This is a genomic window from Tropicimonas sp. IMCC34043, from assembly GCF_003390845.1.
In the GTDB taxonomy this organism is placed as follows: domain Bacteria; phylum Pseudomonadota; class Alphaproteobacteria; order Rhodobacterales; family Rhodobacteraceae; genus Tropicimonas.
Genome location: NZ_QMEK01000001.1, coordinates 2,045,189 through 2,071,384, shown reverse-complemented (window position 1 = coordinate 2,071,384; position 26,196 = coordinate 2,045,189). Strand labels below are relative to the sequence as shown.

General features: G+C 67.0%; 30 protein-coding genes and 1 pseudogene. 22 read left to right on the top strand and 9 right to left on the bottom strand.

The window, feature by feature from the left end; all coding sequences use genetic code 11:
- The 17 genes and pseudogenes from tuf to DQG17_RS09760 form a co-directional block, all read left to right on the top strand.
- A pseudogene (tuf, locus tag DQG17_RS09835) lies at positions 1-218 on the top strand (elongation factor Tu); the annotation flags it as partial.
- A 222-nt stretch (positions 219-440) separates the two neighbouring features.
- Positions 441-836, top strand: coding sequence for a VOC family protein (locus tag DQG17_RS09830; protein ID WP_116132503.1), 396 nt, complete (start codon positions 441-443; stop codon positions 834-836).
- 137 nt (positions 837-973) lie between these two features.
- The gene (locus DQG17_RS09825) at positions 974-1,534 is read left to right on the top strand and encodes a hypothetical protein (RefSeq protein ID WP_116132502.1); all 561 of its coding nucleotides are present in this window, start codon (positions 974-976) and stop codon (positions 1,532-1,534) included.
- 324 nt (positions 1,535-1,858) lie between these two features.
- On the top strand, positions 1,859-2,236 hold the full coding sequence (locus DQG17_RS09820) for an SHOCT domain-containing protein (RefSeq protein WP_157973569.1): 378 nt from the start codon (positions 1,859-1,861) through the stop codon (positions 2,234-2,236).
- A gap of 286 nt (positions 2,237-2,522) precedes the next feature.
- On the top strand, positions 2,523-3,593 hold the full coding sequence (locus tag DQG17_RS09815; protein ID WP_116132501.1) for an AI-2E family transporter: 1,071 nt from the start codon (positions 2,523-2,525) through the stop codon (positions 3,591-3,593).
- On the top strand, positions 3,590-4,027 hold the full coding sequence (locus DQG17_RS09810; protein WP_232829373.1) for a potassium channel family protein: 438 nt from the start codon (positions 3,590-3,592) through the stop codon (positions 4,025-4,027). Before DQG17_RS09815 ends, DQG17_RS09810 begins: the two co-directional genes overlap by 4 nt.
- Positions 4,028-4,258: 231 nt before the next feature.
- A complete protein-coding gene (locus tag DQG17_RS21655; RefSeq protein WP_157973568.1) occupies positions 4,259-4,432 on the top strand; it encodes a hypothetical protein in 174 nt (57 codons plus the stop codon).
- Positions 4,423-5,676, top strand: a complete 1,254-nt coding sequence (locus DQG17_RS09805) for a glycerate kinase (protein WP_369908007.1) — start codon at positions 4,423-4,425, stop codon at positions 5,674-5,676. The genes DQG17_RS21655 and DQG17_RS09805 overlap by 10 nt, the downstream gene beginning before the upstream one ends.
- A gap of 105 nt (positions 5,677-5,781) precedes the next feature.
- Entirely contained in the window at positions 5,782-6,576 is a 795-nt protein-coding gene (locus DQG17_RS09800; protein ID WP_116132500.1) for a S49 family peptidase, read from the top strand.
- A gap of 208 nt (positions 6,577-6,784) precedes the next feature.
- Positions 6,785-7,762, top strand: coding sequence for a calcium/sodium antiporter (locus DQG17_RS09790; RefSeq protein WP_116132498.1), 978 nt, complete (start codon positions 6,785-6,787; stop codon positions 7,760-7,762).
- Positions 7,763-7,775: 13 nt separating this feature from the next.
- The gene (locus tag DQG17_RS09785) at positions 7,776-8,561 is read left to right on the top strand and encodes an SDR family oxidoreductase (protein WP_116132497.1); all 786 of its coding nucleotides are present in this window, start codon (positions 7,776-7,778) and stop codon (positions 8,559-8,561) included.
- A gap of 6 nt (positions 8,562-8,567) precedes the next feature.
- Positions 8,568-8,879: a hypothetical protein gene (locus DQG17_RS21650; RefSeq protein ID WP_157973567.1), complete on the top strand. Its 312-nt coding sequence runs from the start codon at positions 8,568-8,570 to the stop codon at positions 8,877-8,879.
- Entirely contained in the window at positions 8,876-10,759 is a 1,884-nt protein-coding gene (gene uvrC / locus DQG17_RS09780; protein WP_116132496.1) for an excinuclease ABC subunit UvrC, read from the top strand. Before DQG17_RS21650 ends, uvrC begins: the two co-directional genes overlap by 4 nt.
- A gap of 97 nt (positions 10,760-10,856) precedes the next feature.
- A complete protein-coding gene (locus DQG17_RS09775) occupies positions 10,857-12,170 on the top strand; it encodes an esterase-like activity of phytase family protein (RefSeq protein WP_232829372.1) in 1,314 nt (437 codons plus the stop codon).
- A 126-nt stretch (positions 12,171-12,296) separates the two neighbouring features.
- Positions 12,297-12,860 carry a CDP-diacylglycerol--glycerol-3-phosphate 3-phosphatidyltransferase gene (gene pgsA / locus DQG17_RS09770; RefSeq protein WP_116132494.1) on the top strand — a complete coding sequence of 188 codons (564 nt, stop codon included), beginning with the start codon at positions 12,297-12,299 and terminating at the stop codon, positions 12,858-12,860.
- Positions 12,857-13,105, top strand: a complete 249-nt coding sequence (moaD, locus tag DQG17_RS09765; protein ID WP_116132493.1) for a molybdopterin converting factor subunit 1 — start codon at positions 12,857-12,859, stop codon at positions 13,103-13,105. Before pgsA ends, moaD begins: the two co-directional genes overlap by 4 nt.
- Positions 13,106-13,110: 5 nt before the next feature.
- Positions 13,111-13,563, top strand: a complete 453-nt coding sequence (locus DQG17_RS09760; protein ID WP_116132492.1) for a molybdenum cofactor biosynthesis protein MoaE — start codon at positions 13,111-13,113, stop codon at positions 13,561-13,563.
- Between the two features lie 67 nt (positions 13,564-13,630).
- Here DQG17_RS09760 and DQG17_RS09755 read toward each other — a convergent pair whose 3' ends face one another.
- The 3 genes from DQG17_RS09755 to ubiA form a co-directional block, all read right to left on the bottom strand.
- Positions 13,631-13,957 (bottom strand): hypothetical protein, encoded by a 327-nt coding sequence (locus DQG17_RS09755; RefSeq protein WP_116132491.1) that lies wholly within the window; start codon positions 13,955-13,957, stop codon positions 13,631-13,633.
- Positions 13,954-15,963 (bottom strand): OmpA family protein, encoded by a 2,010-nt coding sequence (locus DQG17_RS09750; protein WP_116132490.1) that lies wholly within the window; start codon positions 15,961-15,963, stop codon positions 13,954-13,956. Before DQG17_RS09750 ends, DQG17_RS09755 begins: the two co-directional genes overlap by 4 nt.
- Positions 15,964-16,076: 113 nt before the next feature.
- Positions 16,077-17,087, bottom strand: a complete 1,011-nt coding sequence (gene ubiA, locus DQG17_RS09745; protein WP_116132489.1) for a 4-hydroxybenzoate octaprenyltransferase — start codon at positions 17,085-17,087, stop codon at positions 16,077-16,079.
- A gap of 31 nt (positions 17,088-17,118) precedes the next feature.
- Between ubiA and DQG17_RS09740 the strand changes: the two genes are divergently transcribed.
- The 4 genes from DQG17_RS09740 to DQG17_RS09725 all read left to right on the top strand — a co-directional run bounded on the left by DQG17_RS09740 (position 17,119) and on the right by DQG17_RS09725 (position 20,727).
- Positions 17,119-17,835, top strand: a complete 717-nt coding sequence (locus DQG17_RS09740) for a 16S rRNA (uracil(1498)-N(3))-methyltransferase (RefSeq protein ID WP_116132673.1) — start codon at positions 17,119-17,121, stop codon at positions 17,833-17,835.
- A complete protein-coding gene (locus DQG17_RS09735; protein ID WP_116132488.1) occupies positions 17,836-18,696 on the top strand; it encodes a GNAT family N-acetyltransferase in 861 nt (286 codons plus the stop codon).
- On the top strand, positions 18,693-19,220 hold the full coding sequence (locus DQG17_RS09730; protein WP_116132487.1) for a hypothetical protein: 528 nt from the start codon (positions 18,693-18,695) through the stop codon (positions 19,218-19,220). Before DQG17_RS09735 ends, DQG17_RS09730 begins: the two co-directional genes overlap by 4 nt.
- Positions 19,221-19,353: 133 nt before the next feature.
- The gene (locus DQG17_RS09725; RefSeq protein WP_116132486.1) at positions 19,354-20,727 is read left to right on the top strand and encodes a glutamate--cysteine ligase; all 1,374 of its coding nucleotides are present in this window, start codon (positions 19,354-19,356) and stop codon (positions 20,725-20,727) included.
- Between the two features lie 45 nt (positions 20,728-20,772).
- Here DQG17_RS09725 and DQG17_RS09720 read toward each other — a convergent pair whose 3' ends face one another.
- From DQG17_RS09720 to DQG17_RS09695, 6 genes are all read right to left on the bottom strand, one after another.
- The gene (locus DQG17_RS09720) at positions 20,773-21,150 is read right to left on the bottom strand and encodes a DUF805 domain-containing protein (protein ID WP_116132485.1); all 378 of its coding nucleotides are present in this window, start codon (positions 21,148-21,150) and stop codon (positions 20,773-20,775) included.
- 42 nt (positions 21,151-21,192) lie between these two features.
- Positions 21,193-21,816, bottom strand: a complete 624-nt coding sequence (plsY, locus tag DQG17_RS09715; RefSeq protein WP_116132484.1) for a glycerol-3-phosphate 1-O-acyltransferase PlsY — start codon at positions 21,814-21,816, stop codon at positions 21,193-21,195.
- A gap of 121 nt (positions 21,817-21,937) precedes the next feature.
- Positions 21,938-23,215 (bottom strand): dihydroorotase, encoded by a 1,278-nt coding sequence (pyrC, locus tag DQG17_RS09710; protein ID WP_116132483.1) that lies wholly within the window; start codon positions 23,213-23,215, stop codon positions 21,938-21,940.
- The gene (locus DQG17_RS09705; protein WP_116132482.1) at positions 23,212-23,757 is read right to left on the bottom strand and encodes an aspartate carbamoyltransferase catalytic subunit; all 546 of its coding nucleotides are present in this window, start codon (positions 23,755-23,757) and stop codon (positions 23,212-23,214) included. The genes pyrC and DQG17_RS09705 overlap by 4 nt, the downstream gene beginning before the upstream one ends.
- The gene (locus DQG17_RS09700; protein ID WP_157973566.1) at positions 23,754-24,191 is read right to left on the bottom strand and encodes a hypothetical protein; all 438 of its coding nucleotides are present in this window, start codon (positions 24,189-24,191) and stop codon (positions 23,754-23,756) included. The genes DQG17_RS09705 and DQG17_RS09700 overlap by 4 nt, the downstream gene beginning before the upstream one ends.
- Complete coding sequence (locus tag DQG17_RS09695; protein ID WP_116132480.1) at positions 24,184-25,128, bottom strand: aspartate carbamoyltransferase catalytic subunit; 945 nt, start codon at positions 25,126-25,128, stop codon at positions 24,184-24,186. Before DQG17_RS09695 ends, DQG17_RS09700 begins: the two co-directional genes overlap by 8 nt.
- Positions 25,129-25,364: 236 nt before the next feature.
- Between DQG17_RS09695 and DQG17_RS09690 the strand changes: the two genes are divergently transcribed.
- Positions 25,365-26,192, top strand: coding sequence for a uracil-DNA glycosylase family protein (locus tag DQG17_RS09690; RefSeq protein ID WP_116132479.1), 828 nt, complete (start codon positions 25,365-25,367; stop codon positions 26,190-26,192).
- Positions 26,193-26,196: the final 4 nt, after the last annotated feature.

Below are 26,196 nucleotides of genomic sequence, written 5' to 3'. Positions count from 1 at the left end.
TCTTCGCCAACTACCGTCCGCAGTTCTACTTCCGCACCACCGACGTGACCGGCACCGTGACGCTGGCCGAAGGCACCGAAATGGTGATGCCGGGCGACAACGTCAGCTTCACCGTCGAGCTGATCGCGCCGATCGCGATGGAAGAAAAACTGCGCTTCGCCATCCGTGAAGGCGGCCGTACCGTCGGCGCAGGGGTCGTTTCCAAGATCATCGAGTGATCTTGGAAACGAGCGCGTCCGCGGAAACCGCAGACGCGGCCGGCGCCGGCGTGGTCAGCAAGATCATCGAGTGATCTCTCGAAGCCGCCGGTCTTCGGGCGCGGCCCGGAGATCGGGGAATTCGGGGCCGCCCTTCGGGGCGGCCCTTTCCGTTTGACTTCCCGCGCCCGGCTGCCAACGTCCGGGAATATCGTGGACCCTGGCAAATCAAGGAGGCTGACCATGATCGACCATTTGGGCGTGACGGTTTCGGACATCGGTGGGGCGCGCGCTTTCTATGAGGCGGCACTGAAGCCGCTTGGGATTGCGGTGGAAATGGAGGTCACCGAGGAGATGACCGGCGGGCACGGCGCCCATGTCGGCTTCGGTACCGTCGGCAAGCCGTATTTCTGGATCGGCAGCGGCGGGGCGGCGGGCGGACCGGTGCATGTGGCCTTTGCCGCAGCGACCCGGGCCGAGGTGGATGCCTTCTACGCCGCCGCTATGGCTGCCGGCGGGCGCGACAACGGCGCCCCCGGTCTGAGGCCGCAGTATCATCCGAACTATTACGGCGCCTTCGCCCTCGATCCCGATGGCAACAATATCGAGGCGGTCTGCCACGCGCCGACAGAGGGCTAGGGCCGGGCGCGCGGCCCCCGGGCTTCGGCGTCGATGAGACCCGGCCTTCCGCTCTTCCCTCGTCCCGGCCCGTCGCATAGCTTGGCAGCAATCAGGCGGCGCCCTGCGCCGCCCCCCGAGACATCCGGAGGATAGGAATGTTCATCAAGATCGCATTGGCGCTTGCGACGCTGCTGTTCGTCAGTGCCTGCGACGCGCTGGTCATCAATCGCGACCACGCGAAGACGACCGAGTCCGTGTCGCTGAACGGGACGATCGAATCGATCGACGCCAAGAACCGGCTGTTCACCGTTCGCGGGGATACCGCGACCGTGACATTCCGGGCCGGCCCGCAGGTCAAGAACTTTGGCGAACTGGAGCCGGGCGACCGGATCTCGCTCGACTATTTCGAATCGGTCGCGGTCGGCATGGCAAACCCCAACGACCCGGGCGATGCCACGGGCGAGGTTGTGACGGCGCGCGCGGCCCCGGGGCAGCGGCCCGGCGCCGGCATGGCCGGGACGCTGACCGGCGTGGTCGAGTTCCTGTCTTACGACCGGCGGACCCACCTGGCGAAGGTCCGGCTCGACGACGGCACCGAACGCACTGTCACAGTGCCGCGCGAGATGCGTGTCTTTGCCGAGGCGCGCAACCCCGGCGACCGCGTCGCGGTGGTGATCGAACAGGAAATGGCGGTCGCGGTGCGGCCGGGGCGGTGACGGCATTTGCGGCGGCGCCCTGCCGCTGCAATCCCTGACAAACTGTCCGAACAGGCAAAAGGGCGGCCCATTCCGGTTCCGCCCTTTTGCCGTGAGGCTGCAAGCCGAAGGCCGAGCGTATTGGCAAGGATGAAATGCGGGATCGGGATCGAGGGGCGATTCATGAGATGTCCCTTGTTAAGCGATGAGATGTTTCTTGACCTGCGCGCCGGGATCGCCTTTTGCGGGTAGTAGGCTGTCACCGGATCCGTCCGGAACGCCGTCATGGTTCCTGGCTGCCCGCATGGCCAGTCACACAGTTCCAAACGCAACAAGGAGGCAGCGATGCCGCTATTTCACATTCTCTGGTCCATCTTCCTGGTTTTCCTGCTGGTGGCATGGATCTGGGTCCTGATCTCGGTCATTGCCGACATCTTCGCGAGCGACGACATCAGCGGCTGGGGCAAGGCGCTGTGGCTTCTGGGCGTGATGATCCTGCCCTGGCTTGGCGTGCTGATGTACATCCTGCTGCGCGGCGACGAGATGCGCGCACGCCAGCGTGCGACGCATGAGGCGGTAGAAAATGAACGCAAGGCCTATATCCGCCATGTCGCAGGCTCGCATTCGACCGCAGACGAACTGACCAAGCTTGCCGAGCTGCGCGAAAAGGGCGTCATCACCGAGGCAGAATTCGCCGCCCAGAAGTCGAAGCTGCTGGGCTGAGCCGGACCCCGCGGGGGATCCGAAATCCCGACCGGGACCGGAGCCGTGGCCCGCGTGGCCGCGGCTCCATTGTTTCAAACGGCCGGGGCGCGCGGCCGACAAGCGCTGCGGCGGCCCCGAGGGCGCGTGCTTCGGCACCGGCCCGTCGCTTGGGAAATGGCGGTCAGGCCGCGGGGCGGAATGCCGCGCGTCGATGCCCGGACAACCCTGCGCGCTGTTCAACCGCGGACCCTTCGCCTAGATTGCGCGCGTTTACCTGCAAGAGCTTCCGGAGGCCCGTCGGTCGATGCCCAATGCCCGGCTTTTCAACACCGTGCTGGGGCTTGCCCTGGTGATCATGGTCGGCTGGCTGCTGGTCATCGGCAAGGGGATCTTCCTGCCGGTCTTTACCGCGGTGATCTCGGTCTACATCCTGCATTCGGGCAGCGCGGCAATCTCGCGGTTGCCGCTGTTCCGCCGGCTGCCGGCCTGGGTGCCGCCGCTGACGATGCTGGCCGGTTTCACGCTGGTGCTGCTGGGGATCGTGCTGGTGGTTGCGGTGACGGTCGATCAGCTTCTGGCCGTGGCCGAGGTCTATCAGCAGAACCTCGACGCGGCGGTAACCGGAATTGCGGTGATGTTCGGTCTGCCCGACATCCCCTCGTGGCAGGAAATCCGGTCGCTGACGGTCGAACGGATGGATGTCCAGCTTGTGCTGCGGATCTTCCTCGGCTCGCTCACCAGCTTTGGCGGCTCGGTCTTTCTGATCGTCGTCTATGCCGGGTTCCTGTTCGGCGAACGCCACAGCTTCAGCCGCAAGCTCGAGGCCGCTCTCGAGGCCGAGCAGGCGCACCAGACCCAGGCGATCCTGACCGACATCAACGTCCGGATTGGCGAATACCTGGCGGTGAAGACGCTGATCAACGCGATCCTCGGCGTGATATCCTTTTGCATTCTCTGGTGGATGGGGGTGGACTTTGCCCTGTTCTGGGCGGTCATAATTGCGCTCATGAACTATATTCCCTATGTCGGCTCGCTGATCGGCGTGGCCTTTCCGGTGGTGCTGTCGCTGGCGCAGTTCGGGTCGATCACCACGACGCTGCTGCTGGGCGGTCTTCTGGCGGCGGCGCAGATCTATGTCGGCAATGTGTTGGAGCCGAAGATGATTGGACGGCAACTCAACCTTTCGCCCTTCGTGGTGCTGCTGGCGCTGTCGCTCTGGGCCGCACTCTGGGGCATTCCCGGGGCAATCCTGGCGGTTCCCATGACCTCGATGATCGCCATAATCTGCGCGGCCTTCCCGGGGACGCGTTTCATCGCCGTTCTGCTGTCGGACCGGATCGGCGACGAGCCGCCTGTCACGGAGCGCGAGGCATGAGCGGCCCGGCGAAGAAGCGTCGGCGCGGCGCGATTCACAACGGCCGCGACGTGATGGCGGGGTTTTTCGAGGCGATTCTCGACCCCGGGGTGCGGATCCTGATGGGGCTGACCGCGACGGTGGTGATGATCGCGGCCGTTGTCTATTCGCGATTGGAGGGGTGGAGCGCGGTCGATTCGCTCTATTTCTCGGCCGTGACCATCGCGACTGTCGGCTATGGCGATCTGGTGCCGACAACGGCGGCGGCCAAGCTTTTCACCGTCCTTTATCTGGTTGTGGGGATCGGGCTGTTCGTTGCGCTTGCCAGTGCTGTCGCCGGCCACCTGATTCATCGGGCGCGGATGGACCTTGGGCTGGAACCCGATGGAAAGCAGGACCCCAACGAGGGGGCTGACCCCGCGGCGGAAGGCGAGGATCCGGCTGCGCGGCGCTGAACTGGCGTCCGATCCACGCCGGAACGACCATTTTCTTGGCGCCTTGCCGGTTTTTTCAGCGCGACAATGGCGCGACCGCAGGAAATCGGCGATCCGCACGGTGGCTCCATTGTGTACTGCGGCTGCTGGATCGACACTGGTGCTGACGGCGCACCAGGCGGCCTCCCCCGATCCCGGGTGGCCCGACCGACCCGCAGCGCCGCGCCAAACGATCGGTCGAAGGATGGCGACATGGACCACGTTACGCCGCAACGCAACCACGACACCGAAGCGCCGGACAAAGCCGAGGGCCTGAACGCCTCCGCGCGCCGCGACATCGGCAAGCCGGAGTTTGCGCCGGGCGAGATTTCAACGCTGATCGCGACGGCCGCGAGCCTGGCGCGGGCCGGCGCCCGGTGGCACTGAGCGAGTCTGAGGGTCTTCTGCGTCGGCTGTTTGATCGCGCTGTCGAGGTGGCCGACCCGATGGCGATGATCCCAGCGCAGTTGCCCGATAGGCCCGATGGCCGCGTTCTGGTGATCGGCGCCGGCAAGGCTTCGGCCCGGATGGCCGAGGCGGTCGAAAGCCACTGGGGTCCTTGCGAGGGGCTGGTGATCACGCGCTACGGCTATGGCCGGCCTTGCGAGGGCATCGAGATCGTCGAAGCGGCCCACCCGGTGCCCGACGCGGCAGGGCTTGAGGCGACGGCGCGGATGCTGGGTCTGCTGGCCGAACTTGGCGAGGACGATTTCGTGCTGGCGCTGATCTCGGGCGGCGCCTCGGCGCTGCTGGTGCAGCCGGCGGGGGCGATCACGCTCACCGAAAAACAGGCGGTCAACGCGGCACTTCTGGCCTCGGGCGCGCCCATTGACCGGATGAACACCTTGCGCAAGCACCTGAGCCGGGTAAAGGGCGGCCAGCTTGCCGCGGCAGCCTATCCGGCGCGGATGCTGGCGCTGATGATCTCGGACGTACCGGGGGACGATCCGGCCTTTATCGGGTCGGGGCCGACGGTGGGCGACGCCAGCACGGCGGCCGAGGCGCGCGCGATCATCGAGCGCTGGGGCATCGCGGCGCCACAATCCGTGATCGAGGTTCTGGCCGGAAAGACCGGCGTGATCCCGCCCGGCGATCCGCGGCTCTCACGGGTCGAAAACCGGGTCGTCGCGGCGCCGTCGCAATCGCTGGCGGCCGCAGCGGCATTGGCCGAGGCGGCGGGCTGCGCGGTGCAGAACCTCGGCGATGCGCTGGAGGGCGAGGCGCGCGAGGTGGCAGCGGTGCAGGCGAGAGCGGCTCTGGCTGCGCGCGGCGCGGCGCCGGTTCTGCTGCTTTCGGGCGGCGAGTTGACGGTGACGCGGCGGGGTGACGGGGTCGGCGGACCCAATGCCGAATTCGTGCTGGCGCTGGCGCTGGAACTTGACGGCGCGCCGGGGATCCATGCGCTTGCCTGCGACACCGACGGGGTCGACGGCGCGGCCGAGGTCGCAGGCGCCGTGATCGGGCCAGACACGCTGGCCCGCGCGCGCGCGGCCGGGCTCGACCCTGCCGCGGCGCTGGACCGCAACGATGCCCACAGCTTCTTTGCCGGGCTTGGCAATCAGGTCGTCACCGGCCCGACGCTGACGAATGTGAACGATTTTCGCGCCATTCTCGTGCTGCCCGCGGACTGAACCCGAGGCTGTGGCGGCGGTATCGCGCGGCTGGCGGGCCGCAGCGGCCGGGCGCTGTGTCGCCGCGCCTTGTCGGCAGTAGCGCGGCAGCCTACATGGGTCATCATGAAGCATTTCCTTCCATTCCTGCCCAAACCCCCAGTCGTCTCGGTCGTTCGACTGAGCGGGATGATCGCGCAAGGCGCGCGGGGGCTGAACGATTCCGGCACCGCCGATATGATCGAGCGGGCGTTCCGGCGCAGCAAGCCGGTCGCGGTGGCGCTGGTGATCAACAGCCCCGGGGGCTCGCCCGCCCAATCCTCGCTAATTGCGGCCCGAATCCGCCGTCTGGCCGATGAAAAGCGCATCCCCGTCACGGCCTTTGTCGAGGATCTGGCCGCCTCGGGCGGCTATTGGCTGGCCTGTGCGGCCGACGATATCGTGGTGGACGAGAATTCTCTGGTTGGCTCGATCGGCGTGATTTCGGCGTCCTTCGGTCTGCAGGACCTGATCGCGAAGGTCGGGGTCGAGCGGCGGGTTCACGCGGCCGGCGAGTCAAAAAGTTTCCTCGACCCGTTCCGGCCTGAGAGGCCCGAGGATGTGGCCCGGCTGACGGCGTTGCAGGAACAGATCCACCAGAACTTCATCGCCCATGTGAAAACCCGCCGCGGAGACCGGCTGGATCAGGCGCGCGCGCTGTTCACCGGCGAGGTCTGGGTCGGGGATCGGGCGATCGAGGCGGGCCTTGCCGACGCGGTTGGACATTTGGTGCCGGTGATGAAGCAGCGCCATGGCGACAAGGTCAGATTCGCCGTCTACGGCCCGCGCCGCGGGCTGCTGCGGCGGTTCGGGATCGAAGCCGTCGCAGGCTTGTCGGCAGAACTGGAAGAGCGGGCGCTCTGGGCCCGCCATGGTCTTTGAGTGCTGATCAAGATCGTCACCCTTTTTCTTGTCGGCATGGCGCTGATGGCGTTCGCCGGTCGGCTGCGCTGGCCTGGCGGGGCCGGGACCGGCCGCAAGGACAAGGGCAAGGCCAAGGGGCACGCGCTGCCAAAGCCGCGGAAATGTCCCGCTTGCGGCGCCTGGCGGGTTGGCCCCGGCCGCTGCGCTTGCGGAAAGGAATGACGTGATGGCGATGGATGTGGCCCTGGCTGCGCTTGGGCTGGTGATCCTTCTGCTTTCGGGGGATGCCCTCGTGAAGGGCGCGGTGAACCTCGCGCTCAGGATCGGGATCCCGGCCCTGCTGGTGTCGCTGACCATCGTCGCCTTCGGGACCTCGGCGCCCGAGCTGCTGGTGTCGGTCCAGGCGATCCTGACCGGGGCGCCGGGGCTTGCGCTTGGCAACGTGGTCGGATCGAACATCGCCAACGTGCTGCTTGTGCTGGGGATCCCGGCGATCATCTCGGGATTGAACACGGCCGAAAGCAATACCCGCAAGATCTGGGTCATGATGGTGCTGGCAAGCTTTGCCTTCATCGGGCTCGCCTATACCGACCTGTTCAACTGGATCGACGGAACGGTGCTGCTGTTCCTGCTGGCGGTGATGCTGTTCGATGCCTGGCGGATGGCGCGCAACCACCGGCGCGGGGTCCGGGTCGCCGCCGAGGAAGCCGAACGCAACGGGACCGCGCTCGAGGATGTCGAGGGCGCGGATGCCTCGATGCCGCGATGGAAGATTCTGCTCTATCTGGTGCTCGGCCTCGTTGGCCTGCCGCTCGGTGCCGACATTCTGGTCGATTCCTCGGTGCGGATCGCCGAGGTGCTCGAAGTGCCCGACACGGTCATCGGCCTGACGCTGGTCGCCGTCGGAACCTCGCTGCCCGAGCTTGCAACCACCGTGATGGCCGCGTTGCGGCGCGAGACCGAGGTGGCGCTTGGCAATGTCATTGGCTCGAACCTGTTCAACATGCTGGCGATCATCGGCATTGCGAGCTTTGTCGGGCCGATCCCGGTCGAACCCTCGACTCTCGATTTCGATATCTGGGTGATGCTGTTGTCGGCGCTGGTGCTGTTTCCGTTCGTCTTCCTGCGCTGGAACCTGACCCGGCCCTGGGGCGTAGCCTTCACCGGTGCCTATGTGGTTTATGTTCTCCTGGTTCTTTTCTGACCGCGAGGATGCGATGACGGAGAAACGGGCGCTGGTAACCGGCGCGGCGCGGCGGCTTGGCCGGGCCATGGCGCTGTATCTCGCTGGCCGCGGCCACGATGTTGTGGTGCACTATCACGGCGCCGCGGCCGAGGCCGAGGAGGTCGTGGCCGAGATCCGTGCCATGGGCCGGCGGGCCGAGGCGATCCAGGCCGATCTGACCCGCGAGGCCGACAGCCAGTCGCTGGTGCCTGCGGCGGTCGCGGCGCTTGGCGGTCCGCTGACGCTGCTGGTCAACAACGCCTCGATCTTCGAGCCCGACACCATCGAGACCGGCACCCGCGACAGCTGGGACCGGCATATGGAATCGAACCTGCGCGCGCCGGTCGTTCTGACCCAGGCCTTTGCCGCCCAGGCGCCGCGCGCCATCCGCGATCGGCAGGGCGAGGCGCTGTCGCAATCGCTGGTGGTCAATCTGATCGACCAGCGGGTGCGAAAGCCGACGCCGCTGTTCATGAGCTATACGCTCGCCAAGATGGCGCTCTGGGCTTTTACCCGCACCGCGGCGCAGGGGCTGGCGCCGGATGTGCGCGTCAACGCCATCGGGCCGGGGCCGACGCTGATCGCCGCGCGCCAGGACGAGGCGCACTTTGCCCGCCAGCGCGCCGCCTGCCTGCTGGGGCGGGGATCGACCGCCGAGGACATCTGTGCGGCGCTCGGATACTTCCTCGATGCCCCCGCGGTCACAGGGCAGCTTCTCTGCGTCGACGGCGGTCAGCACCTCGCCTGGAAGACGCCCGATGTGCTGTTGCAGGAGTGAGATCTGGTGGTCGCTGCGGCAAGTTATGCACCTGCGCCTATGGCTTCACGGAACCGTTACGAAACCTTCAAGAAAATCAACAATTTGCGCGATCTGGAAAAAATATGCATGTATTTCAGGCAATTATTGACATGCCACTTTTTTCATCACTTCGTACAATCCACCGTGGGACAACGAAAATTTGGGTTTGGCGGTGGCTTGTCCTCCGAGTTTTCCACAGAAATGGTGGACAGGTTTTCCATTGAGGCCGACGCCAATACGTTGCAGCCAGCGAAAGGAATCAACCGAGACGCGAAGGCGAAAGGGGCGAAGGCATGACCGGGGTTGAGGGCGGCAAGACGACAGAGACGGCGCCGGCGACCGGCCGGGACTGCATCCACGGCTATCTGAAAACGCTGGAAAGCTCGCCCGGGGTCTACCGGATGCTCGATATGGAAAGCCGGGTGCTCTATGTCGGCAAGGCGCGGAACCTGAAGGCGCGGGTGTCGAGCTATGCCCGCCCCACCGGCCACAGCCCCCGGATCGCGCGGATGATCCGCGAGACCGCCTCGATGATGTTCCTGACCACGCGCACCGAGGCCGAGGCGCTGCTGCTGGAACAGAACCTGATCAAGCAGCTCAAGCCGCGCTACAACGTGCTGCTGAGGGACGACAAGTCGTTCCCGAACATCCTGGTGGCCAAGGATCATGCCTTTCCCCAGATCAAGAAGCACCGCGGCGCAAAGACCGAGAAGGGCAGCTACTACGGACCCTTTGCCAGCGCTGGCGCGGTCAACCGGACGTTGAACCAGCTGCAGAAGGTGTTCCTGCTGCGCAATTGCACCGATGCCACCTTCGAAAGCCGCACCCGGCCCTGCCTGCTCTATCAGATCAAGCGCTGCAGCGCGCCCTGCGTCGGGTTGATCGACGCGGCGGGCTATGCCGGCCTTGTGGGCGATGCCGAACGGTTCCTGCAGGGCAGGACAACCGGCGTGCAGGAGGCATTGGCAAGCGAGATGCAGGCGGCGTCGGAGGCGATGGAATTCGAACGCGCGGCGGCGCTGCGCGACCGGATCCGGGCGCTGACCCAGGTGCAGACGGCGCAGGGCATCAACCCGCGCGGCGTCGCCGAGGCCGATGTGATCGGGCTGCATCTGGAGGGTGGGCAGGCCTGTGTGCAGGTGTTCTTCATCCGGGCGCACCAGAACTGGGGCAACCACGATTACTATCCGCGGACCGGCGGCACCGAGGCGCCCGAGGAAGTGCTGCAGGCGTTCCTCGGCCAGTTCTATGACGGCAAGGAGCCGCCGCGGCAGCTGATCCTGTCGCACGACATCGAGGACCGCGAGCTCATGGCCGAAGTGCTGGCGGCCAAGGCCGGCCGCAAGGTCGAGATCCTGGTGCCCCAGCGTGGCGAGAAGGCGGAACTGGTGGCGGGGGCGGTTCGCAATGCGCGGGAATCGCTCGGCCGGCGGATGTCGGAATCGGCGGCCCAGGTCAAGCTGCTGGCCGGGGTCGCCGAGGCATTCGGCCTGCCCAATCCGCCGCGGCGGATCGAGGTCTATGACAACTCGCACATCATGGGCACCAACGCGGTCGGCGGCATGATCGTCGCGGGACCCGAGGGCTATGTCAAAAGCCAGTATCGCAAGTTCAACATCAAGGGCGACGAGCTGACCCCCGGCGACGATTTCGCGATGATGAAGGAGGTGCTGGCGCGCCGCTTCACCCGGCTGCTGAAGGAGGACCCGGACCGCGAGAGCGAGGCCTGGCCCGACCTGCTGCTGATCGACGGTGGCGCTGGCCAGATAAGTGCCGTGGCAGCAACGCTGGCGGAACTCGGGGTGGAGGACATGCCCTTCATAGGTGTCGCCAAGGGCGTCGACCGGGATGCCGGCAAGGAAGAGTTTCACCGCCCCGGCCGCTCTGCCTTTGCGCTGCAGCGCAATGACCCGGTGCTCTATTACATCCAGCGGCTGAGGGACGAGGCGCACCGCTTTGCCATCGGCGCCCACCGGGCAAAGCGCGCAAAGGCGATCGGCGCGACACCGCTGGACGAGATCCCCGGCGTCGGCGCGCGCCGCAAACGTGCGCTGCTGGCGCATTTCGGCTCGGCCAAGGCAGTAGCCCGGGCCAATCTGGCCGATCTGAAAGCGGTCGAGGGGGTCAGCGCCGGACTTGCCGAGCGGATCTATGCTTTCTTCAACGTGGATGGCTGACGCAGCGCGCTGTCATCGGAGTTTAACCGGCACGCCATGCCCATGTCATGTGGCGGCGCGAGGGAGTGGGCACACTTCTCCAACTGGGAGTCCCCCCGTGACCCACGCCCTCAAGGCCGCAGCGCTTCTGCTCGCCTCCGTCTCTGCCGCCACCCTGGCCCAGGCCGATCCGCAGGAATTCACCGCAACCCTGATCGACCACGCCGAACTGCCGGCCCAGTCGTTCCTGGTGGCGCCCGCCGACGCCCCGCAATATTTCAACAAGTCGGGCCGCTTCACCGGCAAGAACGGCCGCGTCGAACAGCTCTATGCGATCCATGACGACGCCACCGGCCTCGCGCGCCCGTTCCCGGGCCAGCCGCTGCAGGGCTTTTCCGGCATCCGGTCGCTGGGCGAGGGGCGTTTCCTGGTGCTGACCGACAACGGCTATGGCACCAAGGCGAACTCGGCCGACGCGATGCTGATGTTCAACTTCATGGACATCGACTGGGAAACCGGCCGCGTCAGCCCCGAGAAGACCGTCTTCCTGTCCGACCCGGACGCCATCGTGCCGTTTCCGATTGTCAACGAATCGACCGGCAGCCGCTATCTGACCGGCGCCGATCTCGACATCGAATCGATCCAGCCGGTGGGCGATCATTACTGGTTCGGCGACGAATTCGGCCCCTGGCTGATCGAGACGGATGCCAACGGCAAGGTGCTGCAGGTGATCGCGACCGCCCCGGGCGGCAAGCTGTACCGCTCGCCCGACAACGCCTTTGTCGCCACGCCGAATGCCGGTCAGGCGGCAAAGCCCGAGATGGTCTCGATGCGCTCGGGCGGTTACGAGGGCATGGCGCTGTCCGAAGACGGCAAGACGCTCTATCCGCTGCTGGAAAAGCCGATCTGGGATGCCGAGGCGAATGCGCCCGAGACCGTCGGCGGCACGCCGGTTCTGCGGATCTTCGAATTCGACACCGCGGCGAATGGCTGGGGCGACAAGGTACGGTTCTATCCGCTCGACGCTGCCGACCACGCCATCGGCGATTTCAACCTGATCGGCGGCACACGGGCACTGATCATCGAACGTGACAGCGGGCAGGGCGGCGACTGGTCCAAGGAGCCTGCGCTCTTCAAGCGGATCTATCTGGTCGATCTGGACCGCGCCGACGACAACGGCGTGCTGGAAAAGATCGCCTATATCGACCTGATGAAGATCGCCGATCCCGACGGCATCGCGCCGCGCGGCACCGAAAACGGCGTCTTCACCTTCCCGTTCGTCACCATCGAGAATGTGGACCGGGTGAACGAGACCACCATCGTTGTCGCCAACGACAACAACTTCCCGTTCTCGGTCGGCCGCGAACAGGGCCGGGCGGACGACAACGAGTTCATCCAGCTCGACGTCGCCGACTTCCTGAACGCCGAGTGACCCGAAGCGTCAGCGAATGACGGGAGGCCGCGGGCGAAAGCTCGCGGCCTTTTGCATCGGACCACTGCGGCGGTTCGGTTCGCGCAACCCCTTTCCGACGCCGCCCGGGGGCGCTAGATCATGTCCATGACATGGACACTTCCAAATGTGCTGACCGTCGCCCGGCTGATCGCCGCGCCTCTGGTGCTGATCGTCTTCCTGATCCTGCCGCGGCCGCTGGCCGACTGGGCCGCCTTGGTGCTGTTTGCCGGCGCGGCGGCGACCGACTGGATCGACGGCTATCTGGCCCGCGCCTGGAACCAGCAAAGCAAGTTCGGCACCATGCTCGACCCGATTGCCGACAAGGCGATGGTGATGATCGCGCTCGGGATGCTCTTGGCGATCACGGGGCCGGTGCTGTGGCTGGGCCTGCCGACCGCCGCGATCCTGTTCCGCGAGGTCTTCGTCTCGGGACTGCGCGAGTTTCTGGGTGACACCGCCGGAACGCTCAAGGTGACGAAGCTCGCCAAGTGGAAAACCATGGTGCAGATGGTCGCGATTGCTACGCTGCTGGCATCGGGGGCGCTGGCGGCGCCGGTGCTGGTGTGGATCGGCGGCGCGTTGATGTGGCTTGCCGCGGCGCTGACGCTGATGACCGGCTGGGATTATTTCACCAAGGCGCTGCCGTTCCTGCGGGAGGAACCGCGATGATCGACGTGCTCTATTTCGCCTGGGTGCGCGAACGGATCGGCCTGCCGAAAGAACGGGTCGAGACCGATGCCGCCACCGTCGCCGAGCTGGTCGAGGAACTGAAGGCGCGCGAGGCCCGCTATGCGGCGGCGTTCGAGGATGTCTCGGCGCTGCGCGTGGCACTCGATCAGGATCTGGCCGATTTCGACGCATCGCTGAGGGGGGTGCGCGAGGTCGCGTTTTTCCCGCCGATGACCGGCGGCTGAGCGCGATGGAGATCCGCCTGCAGCAGGCGCCGTTCCTGCCCGGTGCGTTGCTTGATGCCTTCACGGCGCGGCTGGGCGGTGCAGGGGCGGTGGTCAGCTTTACCGGCATTGTCCGGGACGAGGCCGGGACCCTCGGGGCGATGGAAATCGAACATTACCCCGGCATGACCGAACGCGCGCTGGAGCAGATCGGGCGCGAGGCGATGGCGCGCTGGACGCTTGCGGATTTGCTGATCGTGCACCGCCACGGCCGTCTGGCGCCGGGCGAGCCGATCATGATGGTGGCGACCGCATCCAGTCACCGTGCTGCGGCCTTCGAGTCGGCAGAGTTCCTGATGGATTATCTGAAATCCCGCGCGCCATTCTGGAAGAAGGAAATCGGCGCCGATGGCGCGGCCTGGGTCGCGGCAAAGGATGCCGACGAGGACGCGCTTGGCCGCTGGTCGAGCGAGCCCTGAGGGGGCTGCGCCCGGGGTGGCCGTCTTCTGAGGCCAAGGCGGACTTCCGCTTGGCTGTTCCTGTCGCTCAGGCGCCCTGACGCCGTTCCAGCTCCAGACTCATGCGTTCGTTTTCGCTGCGCAGACTGCCCAGTCCCTCCATCGCGGCCTGAAGCTCTGCCTCGGTCTGGGTCAGCTCGTTGGTCAGTTCGGCTTCACGCTGCTGCAGATAGGTGATCGCCTGGTCGCGGGTCTCTTCGGCCTCGTGCAGGGCCTGGGCCATCTTGTCGAGCTCGCTCATGTCGGCCTGGGTCACGCGGGTGACCCGGTGCACGATCCACGAGGCGAACCAGCCGACGAGGAAGGCCACGAACAGCACCGCCGCAGTGGCCATGATGAATTCGGTTCGGTTCATTCGGTGTCCTTTTCCGTCGCTGCTGCGTCGCCCGGTTCCATCGGGGCCTCATCGTCCGATGCCATTCCCGTCTGGTCCCCGGCGTCAGAGCCACTGGCGGTGGCGCCCGCGTCGGCACGGGCCCATTGGTGGGTCGGACCGCCCGCCGGGCCGGTCAGCGCGCCGTCTCCGATATCGGGCACCGCCGGTTCGCCGACCAGCATGAATTCGATCCGCCGATTGGCCTCGCGGCCTTCCTCGGTCTTGTTGTCGGCGATGGGCTCGGCCTCGCCATAGCCGCGGGCGCTGATCCGCGACGACAGAACGCGCCGGTCGATCAATGCCTTCAGCACCGCATCGGCACGTTGCTGGGACAGATCGAGGTTCATCTCTTCGCGGCCCTGGCTGTCGGTATGGCCGGCAATCTCGATGGTCATGTCGACCTTGCGGCACTGCTTCAGGATTTCGGCGATGTCGTCCACGACGGCCGCCGAATCGCCCTGGACCACGATCGAGCCGGGATCGAATGTGATCTTGTGTGCGGCCAGTACGGCATTGATCTTGTCGATGCATTCCTGCGGGGTCGGCAGGGCTGCAAACGGGTCGAAGGCCGCGTCGTAGGAAACGTCGATGCGGAACTTCTGCGCGCCCGTCAGCTTTTCCGACAGCAGCCGCGAAATCTCGGCTTCCGCATCCTGGTGGCCCGAGAGGCCGCTGATCTCGATGCTGTCGGCCTGAACGGTGACAATGCCCTGGGCGAGCCCTGACAGACCTTGCAGACCGGAGAGTACACGCATTGGCCAGGCGTCGGGCAGGGTCTCGTCGATGCGGGCGGCCATGTGCACCGCGTCGACGCCGAATTGCGAACGGGCGTAGGCGGCCACGGTGTCGCGCACCAGCGCGTTGTTGAGCCGCCCGCGCAGTTGCACGTCGCCTTCCGGGCTGCGGGTCGCGATGAACTCGGGCGGGCCCTCTTCGGTCGCAACCGGCGTCGGCGGTTCGGGCAGCACCGAGGTCAGCGAAAACACCTCTGGCAGGTTCGATTCGAGCTCGCCCACGACCCGGTCGAAATCGCGCTGGGGCGTCGCCTCCAGCGCGACGAGGCTGACATCGGCATCCGTGATGGTCAGGCTGCCGCCGCCCAGTTCGGCCAGCGCGCCGATCCCCTGCGTCACGGCATCGGCCCATTCCGGGGTCGGCACGCCAAGCCCCAGCGTGCAGTCGGGCTGCCCCTGCAGCCCGGCATCGACGGCGGCGGCAAGGATCCGGTCGCGGGCGCGCGGCGTGTCGGCCGAACAGGCATCGAACCTTGCGCCGTCGTCGTCGATCACGAAGCGCAGCGTGAAGGGGGTGATCACCGGGCGCGGCGCGCTGATCTGGTGGGTAAGGGTGACGCCGGCGGGCACCTTCCGGGTCAGGGCCGCTTCCAGCGCCTGCTTCTCGCGCGACGAGTCGCTGATTGCCATGACCGAAACCTGGCCCGGCGCGATCGAGACCTTGGATCGCGGCAGTCGCGCCAGAACGCTCAACCCGAAGGCGACCGCCTCGTCCCAACCTTCGGGCTCGTCATAGGTTGCCGTCTGCAGCAGGTCCGAAACCTCGGCGCCATCGGCCATGGCCCGGATCTCGCTGGCCATGGCCTTGCGGTCGAGGCTTGCCGGCACCAGTCCGATCAGGGTGATGCCGTCGTCGTTGCGCAGGATTTCCATCGAATAGCGCGGCGCGATCAGCGGCTCGCCCGGGTCGACCGCGGTGTCGTCGATGACGCGCGCGGCGTCGACCACGGTGCCCGCGATATGCAGCGCCTCGAAGCGCTCGGCCTCGGTCGGGGCGGTTCCGCTCAGATGCACCAGCAGCCCGTCGGTCGCGACCGAGGTCCATTCGTGGCCCGCGCCGAGCAGCGCCACGCTGACCGCCCGGCCAGAGCGATCCTCGATCACATGCGCCGCGACCGTGGCCGCGAACCAGCAACCGGCGGCAGCCAGCACCAGGACGGCGACGGTCAGGAATTTGGTGGCAAGGCGCATGGCGGCCGGTCCTCTCTGACAGGTGCCGCCGTCTTAAGGGCTGAGGCCCGGGGGATCAATCGTTGCGGGTTTCCGCGGGGCGGCGGAAATCTGCCAAGGCCCCGGAGGACCCGTCAGAGCAGGATGACGACCGCCAGCGCGACGACAAGGATCATCCCCGTCGTGCGCAGGGCGCGGAATGCCGTCAGGCAGGACTGCGGGTCGCCAAAATCGACGTTGCGCGCCAGAAACCGCATGTGCCAGCCCATGCCGAATACTCCGAGCAAGCCGATTGCCATCTTGAGCAGGCTGCCGGTGGGGGCGGTCGCGGCCAGCGTTCCGACAGCCCACATCGTCACCGCGGTCAGGGTGAACAGCTCAAGCCACGCGGGCGTGTCCTCGCCGAACAGCCGCGCGGTCGATTTCACCCCGATCAGCGCGTCATCCTCGATGTCCTGATGGGCATAGATCGTGTCGTAAAAGATCGTCCAGGCAATGCCGCCGAAATAGAGCAGCAAGGGCGCCGCATCGAGGCTGCCGGTATGGGCGGCCCAGCCGACAAGCACGCCCCAGTTGAAATTGATCCCGAGGATCAGCTGCGGCCACCAGGTGAAGCGCTTGCCAAAGGGATAGATCGCGACCGGTATCAGCGAGGCGATGCCGAGCCAGATCGTGAAGGTGTTGAAAGTCAGCAGGATCAGGAAGGCGACAAGTGCCTGCGCCGCCATCCAGATCAGCGCCTGGCGCAGGCTGACCTGGCCCGAGGGCAAGGGGCGCGAGCGCGTGCGCTCGACCCTTGCGTCGATATCCCGGTCAGTGATGTCGTTCCAGGTGCAGCCGGCGCCGCGCATCAGCACCGCGCCCAGCCCGCAGCCGATCAGGATCCACCAGTCGAACGGCATCCAGCCGGTTGCCGCCGCGGCGGCAAGCACGCCCCACCAGCACGGAATGGCAAGCCCCCAGGAGCCCACCGGGCGGTCGGCGCGCGACAGCCGCAGATAGGGCCGCAGCATTGGCGGGGCATGGCGGTCGACCCAGTTGCCGGTGACGGCATCGGCGACGGTCCCTCCGTCTGCCTGCGTGGCAGGACCGGTTTGCGGGGCGGACAGGCCCGTGGTCTCTGGCGTCGGATCGGTCTCGGTCATATGGTCCGCCTCGAAAAATGGGAAGCACGTGATGGCATCGGTTCGCCTGTATCTAGACCAAAGCCTTGCAGAGGGGCAAAGCGTTTCGCCCGGCCGCGATCAGGCACATTACCTGTTCGGGGTGATGCGGCTGGCCGTTGGCGACGAACTGCGTGTGTTCGACGGGCGGAGCGGCGAATTTCGCGCTGTGGTGCGTGGGGCCGACCGGCGCGGCGGAACGCTCGAAATCGTCGAGCGGACCCGTGCCTTGCAGATGCCGCCCGACCTGTGGCTGCTGTTTGCCCCGATCAAGAAGGCCCGCACCGATTTCATCGTCGAAAAGGCGGCCGAGATGGGCGCGGCGCGGATCTGCCCGGTGCAGACCGAGTTCACCAATGCCGAACGGATCCGGCGCGACCGGCTGCAGGCCCATGCCGTCGAGGCGGCCGAGCAATGCGGCGGCACCTTCGTGCCCGAGGTCGCCGATCTGGTCCGGCTCGACCGGTTGCTCGACAACTGGCCCGGGGATCGGCGGCTGATGTTTTGCGACGAGGCGCTGGTGGGCGCGGGTGCGGCGCTGACCGAGGCGGGCCCCGGCCCCTGGGCGATCCTGATCGGACCGGAGGGCGGGTTCTCCGACACCGAACGCGCCCGGCTGCGGGCCATGCCGCAGGCCTCTGCCGTCAGCCTCGGCCCCCGTGTCCTGCGCGCCGATACTGCCGCTGTTGCCGCGCTGACGCTGTGGCAAAGCCTGCTGGGGGATTGGTGAATGGCTTTTCGTGCTGCGGTGCCGGGCGATGCCCCGGCGATCGAACGCTTCCTGGTCGCGCGGGCCGAGACCTCGATGTTCCTGCGCTCGAACCTATTGAGGCACGGGCCCTGCGGCGGTGATGCGCCCGAGGCGACAAGGATGTGGCTGCAGGAGGGCGCCGAGGGACTTGCCGGTGTGCTGGGCCTCAGCACCGCGGGATTTGTTCTGGTTCAACTTCCCGGCGGCGCCGATGCGGACGAGTTGCGCCAGCTTTTGGGATCGGCCGAGCTCCGGGGGATTTTCGGCGCGACCGATCAGGTGATCGCCGCCCGTCAGGCGCTGCGGCTTGTCGAGGCTGAAGTGCGGTTCGAGGATGACGAGCCGCTTTATGCGCTGTCGCTCGACCGCCTGCTGATCCCGGACGGGACATCGCGGCTGCGGCAGGCCGAGGATGCCGACCGCGCCCATCTGGCGGACTGGCGCGTCGACTACCTTGCCGAGACACTGCATTTCACCCGGGAGGAGGCCGCGGCACAGGCGCTGCAGGACGTCACCGGCATGATCGAGCGCGGCTCGCTGATGTTGCTCGAGACCGCTGCGGGGGAGCCGCTGGCCATGACGTCGTTCAACGCGATTGTGCCCGACATGGTGCAGATCGGGAACGTCTATACGCCGCCCTCGCTGCGCGGCCTTGGCCATGCCCGTCGCGCCGTCGCGCTGCATCTGGACCTCGCCCGCAGCCGGGGCGTGACCCGTGCGATCCTGTTTGCCTCTGGAGAGGCCGCCTCGAAGGCCTACGAGGCGATAGGGTTTGTCCTGAACGGGCGGTTTTCGCTGGTGTTCTTCGCACAGCCGCAATCGCTGGTCGAACCGGCATGAGCCTTGTGCGTCCCGAAATCGCCGCGGCGCTGTCGCGTGGACGCGAGGTGATCACCGGCATGGCGGTGGCGCTGTTCGGGCTCTGGCTGGCGACCCGCGGCGGCGCGGTGTTTCTGATGCTTGGCGCGGCGGTAGGCCTGGCCGCGCTCGGGCTGACGCTGATTGCCTGGCGGCGGATGCGGTTCCGGCTCGAGATCGACGCGCCCGGCGTGGTCGAGATCGACGAGGGCCGGATATCCTATCTCGGTCCGATCATGGGCGGCAGCGTCAACCTGTCGGAACTGACCGAGATCGAGGTGCTGCTGGTTGCCGGGCGGCGGCGGTGCTGGCGGATCAGCCAGAGCGACGGGCAGGCGCTGCTGGTGCCGCTGGCCGCGGCCGGGGCCGACCGGCTCTATGATCTGTTCGCGGCGCTGCCCGGGGCAGATGCGCGAATGCTGCTGTCGGCGCTGCAGGGCAATGATGCCCGGGCGCGCACGATCTGGCGCCGGCCCCTCGCCGCACGGCAGCTTCCCGAGCTGTGATCGGCGGGGCAGGGGCTTCGCCGCGCCGTCGCGCGTCGGTCCGGGGGCACTTGGCTTGCGCTTGGCGCCCCTTGACTTGGGGCGCCGCCTTGGCGCACCTAACCACGAAACGCGAACGACCGGAGAGCTTCCCATGTCCATTCCTCAGTCCGGCGGCGGCCCGATCGAGCGTTACGAACAACTGGTCGAGTATCTCGCAAGCGGTTGTAAACCCAAGGAAGACTGGCGCATCGGCACCGAACACGAGAAGTTCGGCTATTGCCGCGACACGCTGCGCCCGCTGCCCTATGACGGGCCACGCTCGATCCGGGCGATGCTGGAAGGGCTGCGCGACCGCTTCGGCTGGCAGCCGGTGCTCGAACAAGGCCACATCATCGGGCTGGAACTGAACGGCGCCAACGTCAGCCTTGAGCCCGGCGGGCAGCTTGAATTGTCGGGCGCGCCGCTGACCTCGATCCACGAGACCTGCGACGAGGTGAACGAGCATCTGCGCGAGGTGAAGACCGTCGCCGACGAGATCGGCGCGGGATTCATCGGCCTTGGCATGGCACCGACCTGGACCCATGACGAGATGCCGTTGATGCCCAAGGGCCGCTACAAGCTGATGGATGCCTACATGGGGACGGTGGGCACATCGGGCACCCAGATGATGCGGCGCACCTGCACAGTGCAGGTCAACCTCGATTTCGCCTCCGAACCCGACATGGTGCAGAAGCTGCGGGTGGCGCTGGCGCTGCAGCCGGTTGCGACGGCGCTGTTTGCCAATTCGCCATTCCTCGAGGGCAAGCCCAACGGCCACAAGTCCTGGCGCTCGCGGATCTGGCGCCACCTTGACGACGCCCGCACCGGCATGCTGCCCTTCGCCTTCGAGGATGGCATGGGGTTCGAACGCTATGTCGACTATGCGCTCGATGTGCCGATGTATTTCGTCTATCGCGACGGCCGCTATATCGATGCGCTCGGGCAATCCTTCCGCGATTTCCTGAAGGGTCGGCTGCCGGCGCTTCCGGGCGAGGTCGCGACGCTGTCCGACTGGGCCGACCATCTGACCACGGTCTTCCCCGAGGCGCGGATCAAGAAATACATGGAGATGCGGGGCGCCGACGGCGGCCCCTGGCGGCGGCTCTGCGCGCTGCCGGCGTTCTGGGTCGGGCTGACCTATGACCAGTCCGCGCTCGATGCCGCCTGGGATCTGGTCAAGGGGCTCGATGCCGAAACCCGCGAGGGGCTGCGTGTCGCGGCTTCGGTCGACGGGCTTCAGGGCGAAGCGGGCGGCGTCAAGCTGCACGATCTGGCGCGCGAGGCGGTGGCGATTGCGCATTCGGGCCTTGCCGCCCGCGCGATCCCCGGTGCCGGCGGGCTGGTTCCCGACGAGACCCATTTCCTGAACGCGCTGCAGGAAAGCGTCGAAACCGGGCGCGCGCCGGCCGACGAGCTGCTCGAACGCTATTACGGCGCCTGGGGCGAAAAGCTCGCGCCGATGATCTTCGACGAATACAGCTACTGAAGGACGGCCGGCGCGCCCCTTGCGGCGACGCCGGCCGGCAGGCCATCAGCGTGCCGCGGCTTCGAGAACCGGAGCGGCGCCAAAACGGTTCGGTCCGTTGGTTCCCCGGCCGACGAACCAGACGATCAGGATGATCCAGCCGATCAACGGGATCACACCCAGCAGCAGCCACCAGCCCGACTTGTCGAGGTCATGCAGCCGCCGCACCCCGACCGAAATGCCGGGAAGCAGCAGCGCGAGGCTCCACAGCCCGCCAAGCACGCCAACATTGGACGACCCGAAAAACAGCGAATCTAGAATGCCCGCGACGAAGGTCCCGAGGACATTGAACAGCACGAACCACCAGTATTCCGGCCGGGATGCGCGCCCCGAGAAGGTGACATATTTCTGCAGGCAGGTCTGGATGGAATCGGTGAAGGTCATGGCGGGCTTCCTTTCGCGACGTGAGCGCATCGTTGCGCGATACTAGCGCAGATTCGCCGGTTTGCTGCCGCCGATTTTCGGCTCCTCACCGCGCATCAGGCGTCCGATGTTGGTCTGGTGCCGGGCGATGACCAGCGCCGCCAGCAGCATCGACAGTACCACCATCTGGCCGTGCCCGAACACTGCCAGCCAGATCGGGGCTGCCACCGCCGCGATCAGCGCCGACAGCGAGGAATAGCGGCTGAGAAGTGCCGTGACGAGCCAGGTCGCACAGCAGGCAAGCCCCGCGGGCCAGGCCAGCGCCAGCACGACGCCAAGGAAAGTCGCCACCCCCTTGCCGCCCCTGAACCCCAGCCAGACCGGGAACAGATGGCCAAGAAAGGCCGCCAGCCCGGCAACCTGCGCCGCGTCGGGGCCGACAAGCGTGCGCGCGATCAGCACCGCGATCCCGCCCTTGGCCGCGTCCAGAACCAGCGTCAGGAAGGCCGCCGGCTTGTTGCCGGTGCGCAGGACGTTGGTCGCACCGATATTGCCCGACCCGATGCTGCGCAGGTCCCCGAGCCCGAAGATCCGCGCCATGACCATGCCAAAGGGCACTGACCCCAAAAGATAGGCCAGCACCGCCACCAGCCCCAGCGCCCACAACGGCGAAATGAATGCCGGCATCCCGATCCCCCCATTCTTCTTGGTAAAAATACCTCCGCCGGAGGCAAAAAGTCCACGCTCCCGCGCACTATCTCGGGTGCGATTCTCTGCCGGGCCGCGGCGCAACAGCCCGGCCGCCGGTTCAGCCGACGCTGCCGTGGACCAGCCGGCCCCCGACCCAGGTCGCCAGCACCTTGCCTTCCATCCGCGCCCCGTCGAAGGGCGTGTTGCGCGACTTCGATTGCAAGGTCGCGCGGTCCAGCACGAAGGGAGCGTCGGGGTCGAACAACACCAGATCGGCCGGTGCCCCCGCCGCCAGGCGTCCGCCCGGCAGGCCGAGCCGGCGCGCGGGGTTGCGCGACATCGCCCGGAACAGCTGCGGCAGGCTCAGAAGCTCAGCATGATACAGCCGCATTGCCGCCGGCAGCAGGGTCTCGAGCCCGACGGCCCCCGAGGCCGCTTCCTCGAAGGGCAGCCGCTTGCTCTCTTCGTCTTGGGGCGTGTGCATCGAACAGATGATGTCGATCAGCCCCGAGGCGACCGCCTCGACCACGGCCAGCCGATCGGTCTCGGAGCGCAGCGGCGGTTTCACCTTGAAGAAGGTGCGATAATTGCCGACGTCGAGTTGGTTCAGCGTCAGATGGTGGATCGAGGTGCCCGCGGTCACGTCGAAGCCCGACTCCTTGGCGCGTGCCAGTGCCGGCAGAGCACGCCGCGTGGTGATCTGGTCGGCGTGATACTTGACCCCGGTCATCTCGACCAGAGCCAGATCGCGGTCGAGCCCCATGCGTTCGGCCATCGGCGAAACGGCGGGCAGGCCGCGCAAGCTGGCGAACATGCCCGAGGTCACGGCGGCCCCGGCCGACAGCCCCGGCTCCTGCGGGTGGGCCATGACGAGCGCGTCAAGTCCGCGGGCATAGGTGAAGGCGCGCGACAGCACCTTGGTGTCGGTCGTCACCGTGTCGCCGTCCGAGAAGGCCACGGCACCGGCGTCGAGCAGGAACCCGATCTCGACCATCTCGCGCCCCTGCCGTCCCTTGGTCAGCGCGGCCATCGGCGCGATCCTGACCGGGCTGTCCTGCTGGGCGCGGCGGGTGACGAATTCGAGCACTTCGGGCGTGTCGATCGAGGGATTGGTGTCGGCGCGGGTCACAATCGTCGTGACCCCGCCCGCTGCGGCCGCGCGGCCGGCGGAGCGGAAGCTTTCCTTGTGGCGTTCGCCCGGTTCGCCGACCTTGACGCCGATGTCGACGATGCCGGGGGCAAGGCAGCGGCCGCGGCAGTCCACGACGCCCTCGCCCGCGACAATGCCCGCCGCCACGCTGGCGATGATGCCGTCGCGGATCGTCAGTGTCCCCAACGTCTCGGTTCCGGCCTCGGGATCGATCAGCCGGGCATTCGTCAGTGTCAGCACGCTCATGCTGTCCCCCTCTGGACCTGCCGCATCAGGTGCAGCACGGCGGCCCCGTCCTCAATTCCCACAAACCCGACGCGGCGGTCGCCTTTGCCATGTCCCGGCCTTGGTCGGCGCTCGGCAAACCAGATCGTCGCCCGCGGGCCATCCTCGAGATCGAGGATGGTCGCGGGCGTTACCGGCCAGCTTTGCAACCCGCGTCGGCCGAACATCTTGGTCGCGATGAAGGCACGGCGGTCGGTCAGCGTGTACCAGCTGTGCCGCCTGAGGACCGCGCGCCAAAGCTCGTCGCCGCCGGCAAGGCGAAAGCCGATCACGACGAAGGGCAGACCGAACAGCGGCAGGATCACGGCCATCGCCCCGTCGCCCGCGCCTGCCATCGCCGCTGTTGTCACCCAGAAGATTGCGAACCCCGTGAACAGCGTGCCGAAAAGCACGCGCCTGGGCTCGAAGCGGCTCCAGGCGATCCGCCCGTCGGGACGGCCCTGCCACAGGACGGTCTCGCCCGGCTCCAGAATGTCCTGCCACCCGTTCGGCGTGGTGCTCATGCCAGGGCTCCGGGCAGCGCGGCCTCGATGCGCCGCCGCGCGCGATCTGAATCTTCGAGGTATTTCATCAGATGCTTGTCGCCGCCGCGGGTGACCAGTTGCACGGCCGAGCCGAGGCGGTTGACCTTGGCGATGTCGCGGAGTGCGATCGTACGTCCGTCGGTGCAGCGCAGGCCGGTCGCGGTCAGATCCCAGGTCCGACCGAGCTCCTCGGAGGCGAGGTAGACTCCGCGCACCGCCATTGCCATCCCCGCCCCGAGCGGGCCGACCCAGAGCGGACCGGAGCCGAGAAAGGCGAGGGCGGAGGTGGCGAAGATCGAGCCGAGGACCGCCAGCGTGATCTGGGCGCGGATATAGGTGCCGCGATGCGCCGGAAAGCTGGCCAGCACCGGTGCGGTACCGGCGAAGGGGGCGGTTCCTGCAGATTCAGACATTGGCGCGCGCCTCGGCCAGGTTGCGCGCCAGCAGGTCCATCGCCGCCATGCGCACCGCCACCCCCATCTCGACCTGTTCCTGGATCACCGACCGGTTGATGTCGTCGGCGATGGTGCCGTCGATCTCGACCCCGCGGTTCATCGGCCCGGGGTGCATCACGATCGCATCCTCCCGCGCATATCCCAGCTTTTCGGCGTCGAGCCCGAAGCGATGGTAGTATTCGCGTTCGGATGGGATGAAGCCGCCGTCCATCCGCTCTTTCTGCAGCCGCAGCATCATCACCACGTCGCAGTCGCGCAGCCCTTCCTTCATGTCGTCATAGATCTCGACCCCCCAGTCGGCGGCGCCCGCGGGGATCAGCGTCGGCGGACCGATCAGCCGGATCCGGCTTTCCATCTTGCCGAGCAGCAGGATGTTCGACCGTGCCACCCGGCTGTGGGCGATGTCGCCGCAGATCGCGATGGTCAGCCGGTGCAGCCGGCCCTTGGCGCGGCGGATCGTCAGCGCATCGAGCAGCGCCTGGGTCGGATGTTCGTGGCGTCCGTCGCCGGCGTTCAGCACCGCGCAGTTGACCTTCTGCGACAGCAGATCGACCGCGCCCGAATGCGGATGGCGCACCACCAGCAGGTCGGGGTGCATGGCGTTCAGCGTCAGCGCGGTATCGATCAGGGTCTCGCCCTTCTTGATCGAACTGGCCTGCATCGACATGTTCATCACGTCGGCACCGAGCCTTTTGCCGGCAAGCTCGAAACTTGCCTGGGTGCGCGTCGAATTCTCGAAAAACATGTTGATCTGGGTGAGGCCCGCGAGGACGTCGGAATGTTTCTCCTGCTGGCGGTTCAGCCCGACGTAGTCGTCGGCCAGATCGAGAAGCGTCGCGATCTCGAGCGGGTGCAACGGCTCGATGCCCAGCAGATGGTGCGCGCGGAATGTCATGGTGCCCTCCGGTCGGCTGGGCCGCTTATAGCAGAGCGGGCGGGGCGGGCAACGTCTGCCCTGTCCGGGCGGGTGTCGGCGCCGGGACGCCTGGTAAGGTATTGTTGAGTATCCTAAAAGTGTATCTTGCGGGTTGAACGCCCCTGCGGGGCGGGCCTCCGGCGGAGGTATTTGGACCAAGAAGAAGCCCAAGGGACGGCCCTTTCGCGGGCCGGGCGGCTGGGGTAGCTTGGGGCATGGAACACGATGTGCCGACAAAGGCCCTTCTGGCCGCGCTGGAATACCAGATTGCGCTTGGCGCGGACGAGGCCATCGGCCTTGCGCCGGTTGATCGGCTGGCGCGGGCGGCGGCAAGCGAGCAGCCGGCGCCGGAGCCCCGGCCGCGTCACCGGGCCGGACCGGTGACGGCCGTGGCGCCGGTGCCGCTGCCCCCGGTAGTCGATTCGGCGGACCCGGTTGGCGAGGCGCGCGCCCTGGCTGGCGCCGCGACAAGTCTTGCGGCGCTGAACGATGCCCTGGCGGGCTTCGAGCATTGCGAGTTGAAGCGCGGCGCGCGGTCGCTGGTGTTTGCCGACGGCAATCCGGGCGCGCGGGTCATGATCATCGGCGAGGCGCCGGGACGGGACGAGGACATAGAGGGCAGGCCTTTTGTCGGTCGTGCCGGCCAGTTGCTGGACCGGATGTTTGCAGCCATCGGATTAGACCGGCTCTCCGATCTGCCCGAAAGCGCGCTCTATATCACCAATATCCTGCCCTGGCGGCCGCCGCAGAACCGCGATCCGGAGCCCGAGGAGATCGCGATGCTGAAGCCCTTTGTCGAACGTCATGTGGCGCTGGTCGCGCCGCGGCTACTGGTGCTGATGGGCAATATCAGCTGTCAGGCGATGCTGGGCCGGCGGGGGATTACCCGGCTGCGCGGGCAGTGGACCGAGGCGCTGGGCCTGCCGGTGCTGCCGATGTTTCACCCTGCCTATCTGCTGCGCAACCCGGCCGCCAAGCGCGAGGCCTGGGCCGATCTGCTGGAGCTGAAGGCGCGGCTCCGCAAGGATGCAGAGGGCCGATGATGGA